Below are 15,807 nucleotides of genomic sequence, written 5' to 3'. Positions count from 1 at the left end.
GCGCGGCCCGGCCGCCGCCCTCCGGGCGCGCGGTGTCCCGGGTGATCAGCGGGAAGCGGCGCGACTTACGGATGAGCCGGGCGGGGCCCGAAGGCTGTGCGGGCGGCGTCTGCCGCTGCTCGCCGGCCGCCGGCTCGCTCGCCTCAGCCGTCATGGCCGGCACCGGCGTCGGCGTCCGCCTTCGCGTTCCGCTCCGCGGCCTCCACCACGTTGACCAGGAGCTGGGCGCGGGTCATCGGGCCGACGCCGCCCGGGTTCGGCGAGATCCAGCCCGCGATCTCGGCCACTCCGGGGTGCACATCGCCGGCGATCTTGCCGTGCTCGTCCCGGCTGACGCCCACGTCGAGCACCGCCGCGCCCGGCTTGACGTCGTCCGGCCCGATCAGATGCCGCACCCCGGCGGCCGCCACGATGATGTCGGCCTGGCGCAGGATCCCGGGCAGGTCGCGGGTGCCGGTGTGGCAGAGGGTGACCGTGGCGTTCTCCGAGCGGCGGGTCAGCAGCAGCCCGATCGACCGGCCGACGGTGATGCCCCGGCCGACGACCACCACATGCGCGCCGTTGATCTCCACACCGTGGTGGCGCAGCAACTGGATGATGCCCTGGGGCGTGCACGGCAGCGGGCCGCTCTCGCCCAGCACCAGCCGGCCGAGGTTCATCGGGTGCAGCCCGTCGGCGTCCTTGGCCGGGTCGATCAGCTCCAGCACCCGGTTGGTGTCGATGCCCTTGGGGAGCGGAAGCTGGACGATGTAGCCCGTGCAGGCCGGGTCCTCGTTGAGCTCCCGCACCGCCGCCTCGATCTCCTCCTGGGTGGCGGTCTCGGGCAGGTCGCGCCGGAGGGAGTCGACGCCGATCTCGGCGCAGTCGCGGTGCTTGCCCGCGACGTACCACTTGCTGCCGGGGTCCTCGCCCACCAGCACCGTGCCGAGGCCGGGATGGATGCCCTTGGCCTTGAGCGCCTCCACGCGGCTGACGAGATCGGACTTGATCGCGGCTGCGGTTGCCTTGCCATCGAGAATCTGGGCGGTCATGACTTCATCCTCCCGGATGCGGGGACGTCGGATCCAATCAGGGGCCGGTCGGTGCCGCACCGGCGAAGGCCGCACCCCGTGATCCGGTCGGGGTGCGGCCTCCTGTACTCGCTCAGCGGTGACTCAGTGGAAGAAGTGGCGCGTGCCCGTGAAGTACATGGTGACGCCCGCCTTCTGCGCGGCCTCCACCACCTGCTCGTCACGGACCGAACCGCCCGGCTGCACCACGGCCGTGACGCCCGCCTCGGCCAGCACCTCGAAGCCGTCCGGGAACGGGAAGAAGGCGTCGGAGGCGGCGTACGCACCGGCGGCCCGCTCGGCACCGGCCCGCTCGACGGCCAGCTTCGCCGAGTCCACGCGGTTGACCTGGCCCATGCCGACGCCGACCGTGGCGCCGTCCTTGGCGAGCAGGATCGCGTTGGACTTCACCGCGCGGCAGGAGCGCCAGGCGAAGGCCAGCTCGGCGAGGCCGTCGGCGTCCAGTGCCGCGCCCGTGGCGAGGGTCCAGTTGGCCGGGTCGTCGCCCTCGGCCTGGAGGCGGTCCTTGGCCTGGAGCAGCAGACCGCCCTCGATGGGGCGCTGCTCGGCGAGGTCCGCCGGCGCGTCCGCGCAGCGCAGCACGCGGATGTTCTTCTTACGGGCCAGCACCTCGACCGCGCCGTCCTCGTACGCCGGGGCGACGATCACCTCGGTGAAGATCTCGGCGACCTGCTCGGCCATGGCGACCGACACCGGGCGGTTGACGGCGATCACACCGCCGAAGGCCGACAGCGGGTCGCAGGCGTGCGCCTTACGGTGCGCCTCGGCGACATCCGCCCCGACCGCGATCCCGCACGGGTTGGCGTGCTTGATGATCGCGACACAGGGCTCGGTGTGGTCGTACGCGGCCCGGCGGGCGGCCTCGGTGTCGGTGTAGTTGTTGAACGACATCTCCTTGCCGTGCAACTGCTCGGCCTCCGCGAGCCCCTTACCGCTGCCGTCGGAGTAGAGCGCGGCCGGCTGATGCGGGTTCTCGCCGTAGCGCAGCACGTTCTTACGGGTGACAGTGGCGCCCAGGAACTCCGGGAAGGAGGAGTCGTCCGCCGCGAACCAGTTGGCCACCGCCACGTCGTACGCCGCCGTGTGCTGGAACGCCTCGGCCGCCAGCCGCTTGCGCCCCGCCAGGTCGAAACCGCCGTCCGCGGCGGCCTTGAGGACGTCGTCGTACCGCTCGGGGTTGACGACCACGGCCACGGACGGGTGATTCTTGGCGGCGGCGCGGACCATGGAGGGGCCGCCGATGTCGATCTGCTCGACGCACTCGTCCGGCGAGGCGCCCGAGGCGACCGTCTCGCGGAACGGATAGAGGTTGACCACGACCAGCTCGAAGGGCTCCACGCCCAGCTCCTGGAGCTGCGCACGGTGCGAGTCGAGCCGCAGGTCGGCCAGGATGCCCGCGTGGACGCGCGGGTGCAGCGTCTTGACGCGGCCGTCGAGACACTCGGGGAAGCCGGTCAGCTCCTCGACCTTGGTGACCGGGACGCCCGCGGCGGCGATCTTCGCGGCCGTCGAGCCGGTCGAGACGAGCTGGACACCCGCCGCGTGCAGCCCTCGGGCCAGCTCCTCGAGGCCCGTCTTGTCGTAGACGCTGACCAGCGCGCGGCGGATGGGCCGCTTGGTACCTTCGGCGGTCACGGGATCCTTACCTTTCGTCCCTCTATGCGGTAGCCGTGACGCGCCAGACGCCCCACGACCTCGACGAGCAGCGAGCGCTCGACATCCTTGATCCGCTCATGAAGAGCGGACTCGTCGTCCTCGTCCCGGACCTCGACCACGCCCTGGGCGATGATCGGGCCGGTGTCGACCCCGTCGTCGACAAAGTGGACGGTGCATCCGGTCACCTTCACACCGTGCGCGAGCGCGTCGCGTACGCCATGGGCGCCGGGAAAGCTCGGGAGCAGCGCGGGGTGGGTGTTGACGCAGCGGCCGCCGAACCGGGAGAGGAACCGCGGCCCCAGGATCTTCATGAACCCGGCCGAGACGACCACGTCCGGCTCATGGGCGGCGGTGGCCTCCGCCAGCGCCGCGTCCCACTGGGCGCGGTCGGCGTGGTCCTTGACCCGGCACACGAACGTGGGGATCCCGGCACGCTCGGCGCGCGCCAGGCCCTCGATGCCGTCACGGTCGGCGCCCACGGCCACCACCTCGGCGCCGTAGCGGGCCACGCCCTCGGCGGCGATGGCGTCGAGCAGCGCCTGGAGATTCGTACCGGAGCCGGAGACGAGTACGACGAGGCGGACCGGGCGCCCGGGGCGGGCAGGGCTGACGGGGGAAGGCGGGGAGGCCACGACGGGGCTCTTTCTCGCGGGCGGTGCTGCCGTTTGTGTGGTCGTACAAGGTGGCGGACTCATCAATTCCGGGGAACTCTACGAAGCCGCCGACCGTCAGCAACGATACCGGCACACGAAGCGGCCCCCAGGGGACGGGGGCGGGCACGGGAGGTAGCGTCTGGACTGCGCATCCAACTGACGCCGTGGGAACGACCGCCTCAAGCCGTACACGCCCCCGGCGTGCAGGACGACGACACAAGGGGAAGACACACTCCACATGCCGGACCGACGCCGCCGCGCGGCTCATCGCCTCACACCGCCTCCCGCCACGACCGGGGGGCGGCGATGAGGCGCGCCCGCATGTCGCGTACGACGCCGCTGCTCCGGGAGCAGCAGTCGCCGTCCTCCTCGGCCCCCGGCGGGCAGAACGGGGACCAGCACGAGGACAATCCGTTCGCCCCGCCGCCCGAGGGCAGGCCGGACCAGCCGTGGCAGCCCCGGCCGGACGACGCCGAAGGCGACCAGAACGGTCAGCAGCAGCCTCCGGCCTGGGGCAGCCAGTGGAGCAGCCGCCAGCCCAGCCGCCAGGGCGGCGGCTTCGGCACCGGCCCCGGCTCCAACCGCCCCTCCGGCCCCAGCGGCCCGCGCTGGGACCCCAACGACCCGGCCCAGCGGCGCGCCCGGTACGCACTGCTCGCGGGCATGTGGGCGTTCTTCTTCGCGCTCTTCAGCCTGCCGCAGGTCGCGCTGCTGCTCGGGACGCTGGCCCTGTACTGGGGCATCAGCTCGCTGCGGGCCAAGGCGCGCCGTACAACGCCGCCGCCGGCCGCCGCCGCGCCCCTGAACGCCCCGCCGCCGCCCCCGGGCGCCACCCCGGCGGCACTGCCCGCCCCCGGCCCCACGAAGCCGCAGTCGACGGCGGCGATCAGCGGTCTGGTGACGGGCGGGCTCGCGCTCGCGATCGTCGCGGCGACGTTCAGCTTCCAGGTCGTCTACAGCGACTACTACACGTGCGTGGACGACGCCCTCACGCAGACCGCCCGCCACGACTGCGAAACCTTGCTCCCCGAGCAGCTTCGCCCCTTGCTGAGCACGCAGGACTGACGGCGCCGCCGTGGCCCCCCGGGGCGGGCCGCACACCGGGTGCGGGCCGTGGACGCCTCCGGCGGACAGCCCCCACCCCGCCCCTTCCCGAAACCATGGGGCTCCGCCCCCTGGCCCCCCGCCGGGGCTCCGCCCCGGACCCCGCTCCTCAAACGCCGGAGGGGCTGGATTTTCCGCCCCCGGGACGGACAGACGCCCCGCACCACCGGAACGCGGACCAGACCGGCGGGTAGCCGCGAGACGGCGGGAGGGGGCGGGGTCGCAGGGGTGGTGTCCTGGACGCTTACGTGTATTTGTGGCGCCAATCCCCGGCCCACCCAACGCCCCCGGCCAACGGCGCCGTAAATATACGGTCCAGGGCGCCGCCCCGGAGGCCCCGCACCCGCCACCCACCACCGGACCCCACCGCGCCCCCGCCTCCGCCCGCCTTACGGTTCGCGGCGAGTGTCGTCCGGTCCGGGTGAGGGGTCGGGCTCGCTGGCTGGCTGCGGGTGCGGTTCGGGGGTGCGCTTCCGGTTCAGCGTCCAGCGGCGTAGGCGGTCCGCCGTCCCGGTGGCGTTCGGGGTGCCCGCGGGGGTCGCGAGCCCCGCCATCGTCCCCACACCCGCCTCCCGCCCCGCCTCCGCACCGCCACCAACCTCCCGCTTCCGGCCCCGGCCCCGATCCCGGCCCCGATCCCGGCTCCGGCCCCGGCCCCGGCCCCGGCCCCGGCCCCGGTCCCGGTCCCGTTTGCGCTGGGTGCCCGACGGCCGCAACCACTGCCACCACGGCTCGGCCATCGCCTCGCGCACCTCCGCGGACTCCATCGGCGAGGCCACCGCGGGCCGCATCGCCGCCCGGGCCTCCGCCTCCTCCGCCTTGGCCACGGCCCGCACCGCCCGAGCCTCCGCCTTTGCGGCAGTCCGCACCGCCCGAGCCTCCGCCCGGGTGGCAGCCCGCACCGCACGGGTCTCCTTCGCCTCCGTACGGGCCTGCGCGCGAGAGACCCGCCGGGCCGCCCGCGTCGCCTTCCACTCCGGCCAGGAGGCCCTGGTAGGAACACACAACCGGTACCAGCGCAGCACCACCGCACCGGGCACCCCGATCACTCCCGTCCAGGCCAGCGTGATCATGCCGGTACGCCACCAGCTCGGACCCAGGTCGGCGAGGATGCCGATGCCCAGCGGGCCGCCCGAGACCCCGGCCAGCAGCGCCATCGCGGCGGCGCAGCCGCCCGCCGCCAGTCCGGCGAGCACCAGCGTCTCGCCCCAGCCCCAGGGCGGCCTGGGCTCGCCCCTGCCGGGGCGCCGCACCGCCGCGACCCCGATGAACCAGGCCACCGATACCCCGGCCGCGATCCCCGTGAGCCAGACCAGCGGCCCGCCGGAGCCGTCCGTGGGCAGCGCGGCGACCAGGGGGAAGTGCGGAAGCTGGGGGTAGGAGGTGATGCCCAGCGGCGCGACCACACTGCCGCCGCCGACCGTGAAGCCCGCGCCGACCCCGTACGCGGCGCCCCAGACGATGGCGTTCGGCAGCAGCGCCAGGCTCACCAGCAGTACGGCGAACCGCCCCGACCACACATCGCTGAGGTTGAGGAACGTCATCTGGACGGCGCCCGCGTGGCTCAGCATCGACGTCGCCGTAAGGAGCGCACCGCTGCCGAGCAGGACGAGGAGACCGCTGGTCCCGGCCCGTAGCGCGGCGGCCAGCCGGTGGCGCCGGCACCAGCTTCGCGCGGCCAGGTACGCGGCCACGGACATGGCCAGGGGCACGGCCGTCCGTACGATCCAGCCCGCGCCGGGGAGCCGCCGCAGTCCGGCGTTCGCCCGTCCGGGCAGGCGGAGCGGGAACCGGCCGCCTGCCGTCCACACGCCGACGGCGGCGATGGCCGCCGCGACGACCGGCAGATGCAGCAGCGCGCTGAGCAGGTCGACACGCAGCGGCCCGCCCGAGGCGTACAGCACGGCCGCGGTGCCGACCATCAGATAGCCGCCGGTCACCCAGCCGAAGGCGGTCCGCGGATCGACAACGGGCTCGGGAGCGGCAACGCACTCGGGAGCGGCAACGGACTCGCGAGCGGCAACGGAACCCGGATCGGCAACGGAGTCCGCAGGCACCCACCGCCCCTCTCGCACCTCCCGCCCCTCTCGCTCCTCTCGCCCCTCCGGCCCCTCCTGCCCCTCGCCCTCGTCCGGCTCCGCCTGGTAGACGGCGTGCTGGGCGGCCCGGTAGAGCAGCCAGCACGGCACGATGCCGAGCAGCAGCGGGGTCAGCCCGACGGGCGCGGTGTGGCCGGAGAGCGTCTCGGTGCGCACCAGGTCGGCGCCATGGCCGAGCAGCCACAGGTCGGCGGCGACATGCAGGGCCCCGTCGGGGCTGCTGTCGGGGGACGAGGAGGTGATCCACAGCAGCAGTACGGCGACGGCGAACGTGCCGAGGCCGAGCCCCGCGGCGACCACACCGCCGAGGAACGCCTCCCTGATGGCGGAGGAGCGCCGGGGCGCGGAACGGTCACGTGAGGACACCGACGGGCTGCGATCGGTCGTTTGCGTCACGTGACCATGCTGCCAATAACAGCCGTTTCATCCCCACATCAAGGGTTTGGTCGCCGTGTCGCGGCTAGTCCGCTTATGCGTCTTTTATGGCGCCGTGGTACGGATGGGTGGCTTGCCGATTCCGCCACCGGGTATCCGTCGCCCGGGAACGGCGCGGGCCCGCACCACCCCAGGGTGGTGCGGGCCCGTGGCATCAAGCCGTGGCGGCGTCAGCCGGCCAGGGCGGCGCGCGCCAGGCGCGCGGTCTCGGACGGGGTCTTGCCGACCTTCACGCCCGCGGCCTCGAGGGCCTCCTTCTTCGCCTGAGCGGTGCCGGAGGAGCCGGAGACGATGGCACCCGCGTGGCCCATCGTCTTGCCCTCGGGGGCGGTGAAGCCCGCCACATAGCCGACGACCGGCTTGGTGACGTTGGCCTTGATGAAGTCCGCGGCCCGCTCCTCGGCGTCGCCGCCGATCTCACCGATCATCACGATCAGGTCGGTGTCGGGGTCGGCCTCGAACGCGGCGAGGGCGTCGATGTGGGTGGTGCCGATGATCGGGTCACCGCCGATGCCCACGCAGGACGAGAAGCCGATGTCCCGCAGCTCGTACATCATCTGGTAGGTCAGCGTGCCGGACTTCGACACCAGACCGATCCGGCCGGGCTTGGTGATGTCGGCCGGGATGATGCCCGCGTTCGACTGACCCGGCGTGATCAGACCCGGGCAGTTCGGGCCGATGATGCGCGTCTTGTTGCCCTTCTTGCCCGCGTAGGCCCAGAAGTTTGCGGTGTCGTGGACCGCGATGCCCTCGGTGATCACCACGGCGAGCGGAATCTCGGCGTCGATCGCCTCGATGACCGCGCTCTTGGTGAACTTCTCCGGGACGAAGATGACCGTGACATCGGCGCCGGTGGCGTCGATGGCCTCCTTCACGGAGCCGAAGACCGGGATCTCGGAGCCGTCGAAGTCAACGGTGGTGCCGGCCTTGCGGGGGTTCACGCCGCCGACGATGTTGGTGCCCGAGGCAAGCATCCGACGGGTGTGCTTCTGCCCCTCGGACCCGGTCATCCCCTGGACGATGACCTTGCTTTCCTTGGTGAGGAAGATAGCCATGGTTTCTGGTGACCTCGTCCCTTACTTCGCAGCCAGCTCGGCGGCACGCTCGGCCGCGCCGTCCATGGTGTCCACCTGCGATACGAGCGGGTGGTTGGCGTCGGTGAGGATCTTGCGACCCAGCTCCGCGTTGTTGCCGTCGAGGCGCACGACCAGCGGCTTGGAGACGTCCTCGCCCTTGGACTTCAGCAGCTCCAGGGCCTGGACGATGCCGTTGGCGACGGCGTCACAGGCGGTGATGCCACCGAAGACGTTGACGAAGACCGACTTGACGTCCGGGTCGCCGAGGATGATCTCAAGACCGTTGGCCATCACCTCGGCGGAGGCGCCACCACCGATGTCGAGGAAGTTGGCGGGCTTCACATTGCCGTGGTTCTCACCGGCGTAGGCGACGACGTCGAGGGTCGACATGACCAGACCCGCGCCGTTGCCGATGATGCCGACCTCGCCGTCGAGCTTGACGTAGTTGAGGCCCTTGGCCTTCGCGGCCGCCTCGAGGGGGTTGGCCGCGGCCTTGTCCTCGAGCGCCTCGTGCTCCGGCTGGCGGAAGGCGGCGTTCTCGTCCAGGGAGACCTTGCCGTCCAGCGCGATGATCTTGCCGTCTTCGGTCTTGACCAGCGGGTTGACCTCGACGAGCAGGGCGTCTTCCTGGATGAAGACGACCCACAGCTTCTTCAGGACCTCGACGACCTGGTCCGCGATCTCGGCCGGGAACTTCGCGGCGGCGACGATCTCGGCGGCCTTCTCCTGGGTCACGCCCTCGATGGCGTCCACCGGGATCTTGGCGAGCGCCTCGGGGTTCTGCTCCGCGACGACCTCGATCTCCACGCCGCCCTCGACGGAGGCCATGGCGAGGAAGGTGCGATTGGTGCGGTCCAGCAGGAAGGAGACGTAGTACTCCTCCTTGATGTCCGCGGTCTGGGCCAGCATCACCTTGTGGACCGTGTGGCCCTTGATGTCCATGCCCAGGATCTGGTTGGCCTTCTCCACGGCGTCGGCCGGGTCGGAGGCCAGCTTGACGCCACCGGCCTTGCCGCGGCCGCCGACCTTCACCTGCGCCTTGACGACCGCGCGGCCGCCCAGGCGCTCGGTCACCTCGCGCGCCGCCTCAGGCGTGTCGATGACTTCACCGGCCAGCACCGGTACACCGTGCTTGGCGAAGAGGTCCCTCGCCTGGTATTCGAACAGGTCCACGCGCGTCCGTCCCTTTTCCATGGATATCGCGGTCGTTATCTGCGCGGGCGTGCCGCGGGGGCAGCGTGAGGACGCGATCTATAACGAGGGCGGCACACGTTCGCCGGGTACGCGGCATGTCCGTCTCGCAGGTTATCTCCGCAGGACGTGCGGCCCTAAATCGCAGATCACACTGGAGCGGTGATTACGGTCACAGATCGCGACCGTTTCCATCTATCTCCGTACGACAACCGGGCAGCCCCCTCCCCAACGAGGGCTGCCCGGTCGATGACGCTCGCCTTACGGTTTTACTGATTTCCGGCCTTCATGGCGTGACCGCCGTACGCCCGCCGGGGCGATCAGACGGTCGGAAGCGTGCCCGGAACGGTCGGCAGGTCCGCCGGGAGCTGCGGCAGCTCGGCCGGAACGGTCGGCAGCTCCGCCGGGACGGTGGGCAGCTCGGCCGGGAGCTGCGGCAGCTCCGCCGGAACGGTGGGCAGGTCCGCCGGGAGCTGCGGCAGCTCGGCCGGAACGGTGGGCAGCTCGGCCGGAACGGTGGGCAGGTCCGCCGGAAGCTGCGGCAGCTCCGCCGGAACGGTCGGCAGGTCCGCCGGAAGCTGCGGCAGCTCCGCCGGCAGGACCGGGAGGGCGGGGATGTTGGCCGCGTCGGTCAGGTCGGTGGGCAGCGCGGGGAGCAGGCTCAGCGCACCGTCCTTGACGTTGCCCACGGTGGTCTGGGCGTCCGCGACCGTGCCCAGGGCCAGGTCCTGGGCGAACGGCACGGTGGTGCCCGCCAGGTCCTGCGCGAACGGGACGGCGGTGGACGGCACGCTCACCACGACCGGCACCAGGCGGTCGACGGTGTCCTGGGCGGCCGGAACCACGTTGGAGACGGTGCCCAGCGCGAAGCCCTGGGCGCTGCCGGTCACGACGCCGGCGTACGGGGTGGTGCGGGCCACGGCGTCGCCTGCCAGTGCGCCGGTGTCACCGACGGTCCGCTGCGCGACCGGGACGACCTTGACCACGATGCGGTGCGCGGCGGGCGGCAGCACGTCCGAGGCCACACCGTCGACGACCGGCTTGGCGGTGCCGACGACACCCTGGACCTTGCCGGTCAGCTCCTCCGGGCGGATGCCGGCGCCGGAGAGGCAGGCGAGCAGGTCATTGGCCGAACCCGGGGCGGCGGGCAGCTTCGGGGTGGCGGGAAGCTGGGCGGGCAGCTTGCCCGTGACGCCCTTGACGTCGGTCAGCGAGCCGGTGGGCAGCGTGGCGGTGCCGGGCAGGGTCGGGAGCGAGCCGAGGCCGGGGAGGCTGGGCACCACACCGGGGACCTCGCCGGTGGGCAGGTCGAGGTCGGTGGTCTTCTTGACGGTCTTCTCGAGGCCCTTGACGGCCTTGTGGGCCTTCTTGACGACCTTGTCCGGCTGGGCGGCGTCGCCGGTAAGGCCGTCGGTGGTGCCCTCGACGGTCTTGGTGACGTCCGAGACCCGCGGCAGGTTGGCGGCGCCGGGGACCCGGTCCCGCACGGGAGCGGTGACGCCGTCCACGGTGGAGGCGGCGCCGTCCACGGTCTTCTTCGCGGTGTCGGTGACCTTGGAGGTGTCGGCCACGCCACCGGTCACGCCGTCGACCGTCTTGGTCACCTTGTCGGTCGACAGGGTCTTGTTCACCGTCTTGGTGACGCCGTCCACAGTGCTGGTGACACCGTCGGTGGCGGGAGCGGCCGGGTTCTCGGCGGCGCTGGCGGCGGCGGAGCCGAGGGCCCAGATACCGGTGGCGGCAGCGGCTACGAGGATGGAGCGGCGAAGGTTGTTGCGCATGGTGGAGGAAGTCCTTCGAAGTCAAGAGGGGTGTCGGACGGGCAGACCTGACCCGCCCCCGCGCGGCAGGTCTCAACAGACGGGGGTGAGGTCTGCCCTAGCCGGGGAATTCGAGGACTTCGTTGAACCGCTCGCGCGTCGGCGCCGAGCTCTCCGCGCGGACCGTGCCGGGCTTCAGCCCGAACGACGCCGCGGCGGACGGCGGAAGAGCGGCCTGGGTGTTCCCACCACGGGAAGCGCCGCTGTCGCCGGTGCACTGGGAGGTGGCCCCGAGCGGGGACCGCGGAAGGGGCAGCGGCGCCGGGGCGCCACCGTCCGGACCGGTGCCGGAGGCCGCCGCCCGGACGACGGGCCCGTGCCCGGCGTGGGAGACGGCCGCGGCGTGGTGCGTGGTGACGGCCGGAGTGCCGGCCTCGGGCCCTATCGGGGCCGCGGCGGCGGGCGCCACCTTGTGCACGGTCACCGGCTCGGCCTTGGCCGCGTGGTGCTCGGCGGCCGGGCCGTGGTCCGCCACGGAGCCAGGGGAGTCCAGGCCGATCGCGTCACCGATGCCGACGTCGGGCAGCCGCACCGGCAGCTCACCGCTCGTGGCGTCGCCGACCAGATCGTCTATCGGCTTGGTGATCTTCTGCGCTTCCCGCTCGACCGGCTCCTGGATGGGCCGCACGGTCTTCCGTACGACGTCCTGTGCCGTATGAGTGGTGCGCCCCACCACGGGCGGTGCGTGCCGCTCCACCTGCTGCCGCGCCCGCTCGACACCCGAGGGGTCGAGCAGCCCGGAGACGGTGGAACGGTCGGCCGACGCGCCGGTGGCGGCGTCCTGTTCGCTCCGCTCGGCGGCGTGAGCGCTGCCGCCGAAGAGGAACGCCAGGGCCAGGAAGCCACCGAGGAAGAGCGCCGCCAGCAGCGCCCGCCGCGCGGCCACCGTGCGCGGCAGGCGCACGGTGACAGGCATGGCGGACACGACAGACACGAGCGGGACCTTCCCTGGGTACGGGGCGTACCTACGAGGCGTAACAACGGGCACGTAGGCGTGGCGATATGGCTTTGAGGCCGCACTGAGCAGGACGACATCGCCAACCGGATGGCTGGATTCATGTCCTGGGCGACGGGGTTGATCCTTGCACGACCCACAGGGGTCGGCGCAAGCCCCGGATCACTGATGGATCGCCATGTCCGGTATAGGTAGTTGGCGTCGTTCGATGGCCGCCGCCATCACCTCCGGGAAGAGATCGGGGGTGCAGGCGAAGGCGGGCGCGCCCAGCGCGGCGAGCGCCGCCGCATGCTCGCGGTCGTAACTCGGCGCCCCCTCGTCGGACAGCGCGAGCAGCGTCACGAACTGCACCCCGGACGCCTTCATCGCGGCGACCCGCCCCAGCATCTCCTCGCGTATACCGCCCTCGTAGAGGTCGCTGATGAGGACGACGACGGTGTCGGCGGGCCGGGTGATCTTCGACTGGCAGTAGGCCAGCGCGCGGTTGATATCGGTGCCGCCGCCGAGTTGGGTGCCGAAGAGGACGTCCACCGGATCGTCCAGCTCATCGGTCAGGTCGACCACGGAGGTGTCGAAGACGACCAGCCGGGTGGCGAGGGAACGCATCGAGGCGAGCACGGCGCCGAAGACCGAGGCGTAGACCACGGACGCGGCCATCGACCCCGACTGGTCGACGCACAGCACCACATCCTTCTTCACCCCGCGCGCCGCCCGCCCGTAGCCGATGAGCCGCTCGGGGACGACCGTCCGGTGCTCGGGCAGGTAGTTCTTGAGGTTGGCCCGGATGGTGCGGTCCCAGTCGATGTCCCGGTGGCGCGGGCGGCCGATCCGGGTGGAGCGGTCGAGCGCTCCGGTGAGGGTGGCGCGGGTGCGGGTCGCCAGCCGCTTCTCCAGATCCGCGACGACCTTACGGACGACGGCCCGAGCGGTGTTCTTGGTCGTCTCCGGCATCGCCTTGTTGAGGGACAGCAGGGTGCCCACGAGGTGGACGTCCGCCTCCACGGCCTCCAGCATCTCCGGCTCCAGCAGCAGGGCGGAGAGCCCCAGCCGGTCGATGGCGTCGCGCTGCATGACCTGGACCACGGAGGTGGGGAAGTACGTACGGATGTCGCCGAGCCAGCGGGCCACTTGGGGCGCGGAGCCGCCGAGCCCGCCGGAGCGCGCACCGCTCGCCGCGCCCTGGGGGCCGCCACTGCGCCCGGCGACCGTACCGCTGCCGCCGTGGCCGTCACCGCCCCTGGCGCCGTAGAGGGCCTCAAGGGTGCGGTCCATGGCGGCGTCGGCCCCGCTGAGCGAGCGGCCGGTGCCGTCGGCGCCCTGGCCACCGAGCACCAGCCGCCAGCGCCGCAGCCGTTCCTGATCGCCTTGGCCGCGACCTTGGCTGTGGCCGGCGTCGCTGTGAAGCTCGGCGCCGCCGTGAAGCTCGGCGCCGCCGTGAAGCTCGGCGCCGCCGTGAACCTCGGCGCCGCCGTGAGGGTCGGCGCCGCCGTGAACCTCGGCGCCGCCGTGAGGGTCGCCGTGTGTCATCGGGCTGCCTCCATGGTGTCGTTGCCGTACGGGGCGGGATCGAGGCCCAGCAGCAGGCGCACCGTCGGGACGACGGCCGCCGCGCGGTGCGGGTCCAGCCCGGGGCCGAAACCGGGTGCGGCGGGGACGGCTCGACCGCCGGAGTGCCCCTCGGCCGCGGGGCCCCGGCGGACCAGCTCACCCAGGGTGCGGCGCACGCCCGTGTCGTACGCGGAGAAGGTGCGCCGCAGCAGGGGCAGGACGTCGGTGAACGCCTCGGCGGGAACGGAGATCAGCCAGCGGTCGACCAGGCCGAGCAGCCGCTCGTCGTGGACGAGCAGCAGGCCGCCGCCCGCACCGCCGCCGATGAACCCCTCGATCCAGGAGGCCGCTTCGGGCGGCTCGGTGCCGGGCGAGAGCGCGAGCCCCATCAGCCGGGCCGCCTCGTCCTCGGCGAGCCGGGCATCGTCCAGCAGCAGCCGCGCGGCACGGCCCCGGATCAGCCCGGGGGTGGCGGGGGTGCCGTCCCGCCCGGCGAGGGAGCGCAACATGGCCGCCCAGCGCCCCCGCAGGCCGTCGGCGGCGCCGGAATACCGGGGCCCTGGCTCTGGCTGTATCCCGGTCCCGGGCACTGGCACTGGCCCGGTCCCCGGCTCCGGCTCCGGCTCCGGCTCTATCCCGGTCCCGGGTTCCGTCTCCGACAGCAGGCCGATCGCCCGGTGCACGGCCTCCATATGGCCGCGCATCTCGGCGGCGCCGTCGGCGTCGAGGCCGACACAGGCGGGCGGCAGCCCGACCAGGATCCGCTCGGCCAGCCCCACCGCCACCTCGCCGAGCGCGGCGGTGTCGGTGCCCCGTACGTCCCCGTAGCGCACCGAGCGCACCAGAGCGGGCAGGGCCTGGGCGAGATGGCCGACGTCCGCGTCGAGCGCGGCCCGGTCGGCGAGCGAGCGCATCACCACGGGAAGGGCCCCGGAGAGCGCGCCGAGCAGACAGCGCTCGGCCAACTCGGTCACCTCGGCGAGCCCCTTGGCGCTCCGGGCCTCGGTCTCCGCCTTGGCGGTGGCCGCCGACAGCACCGTGGTGCCCCACACCCCCGCTTCGGCGACCCGCACCGACAGCTCCGGCTCCCACCGCAGCCGCCAGGTCTCCCGGAAGGTGCCGGTGCTGCCTCGGGAGACGGCCGGGCTGCCCCAGTCGACCCCGAGCAGCCGCAGCCGGTGCAGCAGGCGGCTGCGCCCGGCGTCGGTCTCCTTGCGCAGGTCCAGCTCCAGCTCGCGCTCCAGCGCCTCGGGCTTGAGCCGCAGCGAGCGCTGGATGCGCGTCAGGTCGCGCTGGAGCGGCGCCGCCGGAGCCGACTCGGGCACTTCGCCCAGGACGTCGCCGACCACCAGCCGGTCCCACACCAGCGCCATCGGCACATCGGAGCCCTCGCACATCACCGCCCTTACGGCGTCGAGGGTCTCGGCGAGCCCGGCGAGCGGACGTCCGCGCATCGCGGCCAGCGTTTCGGCGAGCCTTACGGCCTCGATGACATGAGCCGAGGACACCGCGAAGTCCTCGGCTCGCAACAGCCCGGCGACCTTGGTGAGCCAGCGCTCAACGGGCCGGTCCGGGGCGTGGAAAAGATGGTCGTACCAGCCCGGCGAGGTGATGCCCGCCCCGTATCCGCTGTGCCGGGCCAGCCGCCGGTGTGTCCAGGGCACCCAGCTCATCTCGGCCTTGACCTTGGGCAGCCCCTTGAGGAGCTTCCGGTCGGCGGTCGCGGTGGTCCGCTCCCCCAGCGCCGGTACGTGCCAGGCCCCGCAGACGACGGCGACCTCGTCGTCCCCGAACTCCCGCCGCGCCTCGCGCAGCCGCAGCCGCATATGGGCCTCACGCACCGCGTCGTCCTCGTGCCCGCCGTGCCCGTACTCGGCGCGCAGCGCCTCCATGGCCTCCGCCACGGCCGTGAACGCCTCAGCGCCACCGGTGCCGCGGTGCTCGATGACGTCCTCCCACCAGCGCTCCGGGTCGTCGTATCCGGCCGCCTCGGCGAGGACGGACAACGGATCGACGCGCAACCGCTCGGCGGAGCCGACGCCGCCCGGAGCGGCCTGGTCGCCCGGGCCCGCCGGATCGCCCGGGCCCACCGGATCGAGCGCAGCGGCCGGAGTGGGCAAACCGGCCGGAGTGGACGAACCGGCCTGGTCTGGCGCGGCCCCCGGGGCTGGCGTGGCCGCCGTGGCCGGCGCGACCCCCG

General features: G+C 73.0%; 11 protein-coding genes. 1 reads left to right on the top strand and 10 read right to left on the bottom strand.

The genetic code is table 11. The annotated features are described in order from the left end of the window. Window positions 1-143: 143 nt before the first annotated feature. The 3 genes from KN815_RS35750 to purN form a co-directional block, all read right to left on the bottom strand. Entirely contained in the window at window positions 144-1,031 is an 888-nt protein-coding gene (locus tag KN815_RS35750; protein WP_216346002.1) for a bifunctional methylenetetrahydrofolate dehydrogenase/methenyltetrahydrofolate cyclohydrolase, read from the bottom strand. A gap of 123 nt (window positions 1,032-1,154) precedes the next feature. Then, the gene (gene purH / locus KN815_RS35745) at window positions 1,155-2,705 is read right to left on the bottom strand and encodes a bifunctional phosphoribosylaminoimidazolecarboxamide formyltransferase/IMP cyclohydrolase (protein ID WP_216346001.1); all 1,551 of its coding nucleotides are present in this window, start codon (window positions 2,703-2,705) and stop codon (window positions 1,155-1,157) included. After that, a complete protein-coding gene (gene purN, locus KN815_RS35740) occupies window positions 2,702-3,358 on the bottom strand; it encodes a phosphoribosylglycinamide formyltransferase (protein ID WP_216346000.1) in 657 nt (218 codons plus the stop codon). Before purN ends, purH begins: the two co-directional genes overlap by 4 nt. Window positions 3,359-3,700: 342 nt before the next feature. Here purN and KN815_RS35735 point away from each other — a divergent pair, with 342 nt between their 5' ends. Then, complete coding sequence (locus KN815_RS35735; RefSeq protein WP_216345999.1) at window positions 3,701-4,444, top strand: hypothetical protein; 744 nt, start codon at window positions 3,701-3,703, stop codon at window positions 4,442-4,444. Between the two features lie 428 nt (window positions 4,445-4,872). On the opposite strand, the gene KN815_RS35730 is transcribed toward KN815_RS35735, so the two are convergent. From KN815_RS35730 to KN815_RS35700, 7 genes are all read right to left on the bottom strand, one after another. Then, complete coding sequence (locus KN815_RS35730; protein ID WP_216345998.1) at window positions 4,873-6,978, bottom strand: cell division protein PerM; 2,106 nt, start codon at window positions 6,976-6,978, stop codon at window positions 4,873-4,875. 209 nt (window positions 6,979-7,187) lie between these two features. Then, window positions 7,188-8,072 (bottom strand): succinate--CoA ligase subunit alpha, encoded by an 885-nt coding sequence (sucD, locus tag KN815_RS35725; protein WP_216345997.1) that lies wholly within the window; start codon window positions 8,070-8,072, stop codon window positions 7,188-7,190. Window positions 8,073-8,093: 21 nt separating this feature from the next. Next, window positions 8,094-9,266 (bottom strand): ADP-forming succinate--CoA ligase subunit beta, encoded by a 1,173-nt coding sequence (sucC, locus tag KN815_RS35720; RefSeq protein ID WP_216345996.1) that lies wholly within the window; start codon window positions 9,264-9,266, stop codon window positions 8,094-8,096. A gap of 338 nt (window positions 9,267-9,604) precedes the next feature. Beyond that, window positions 9,605-11,065 carry a hypothetical protein gene (locus KN815_RS35715; protein WP_216345995.1) on the bottom strand — a complete coding sequence of 487 codons (1,461 nt, stop codon included), beginning with the start codon at window positions 11,063-11,065 and terminating at the stop codon, window positions 9,605-9,607. 97 nt (window positions 11,066-11,162) lie between these two features. Then, window positions 11,163-12,020: a hypothetical protein gene (locus KN815_RS35710; protein ID WP_216345994.1), complete on the bottom strand. Its 858-nt coding sequence runs from the start codon at window positions 12,018-12,020 to the stop codon at window positions 11,163-11,165. Between the two features lie 201 nt (window positions 12,021-12,221). Continuing rightward, window positions 12,222-13,586, bottom strand: coding sequence for a VWA domain-containing protein (locus tag KN815_RS35705; protein WP_253209445.1), 1,365 nt, complete (start codon window positions 13,584-13,586; stop codon window positions 12,222-12,224). Continuing rightward, a partial coding sequence (locus tag KN815_RS35700) for a DUF5682 family protein (RefSeq protein ID WP_253209444.1) occupies window positions 13,583-15,807 on the bottom strand: 2,225 nt, incomplete at its 5' end. The genes KN815_RS35700 and KN815_RS35705, both read right to left, overlap by 4 nt.

The sequence above is a fragment of the Streptomyces niphimycinicus genome (genome assembly GCF_018883605.1).
GTDB lineage: Bacteria > Actinomycetota > Actinomycetes > Streptomycetales > Streptomycetaceae > Streptomyces > Streptomyces niphimycinicus.
Note: the sequence above shows the minus strand (reverse complement) of the source record. Positions and strands in the feature narration are given on the sequence as shown.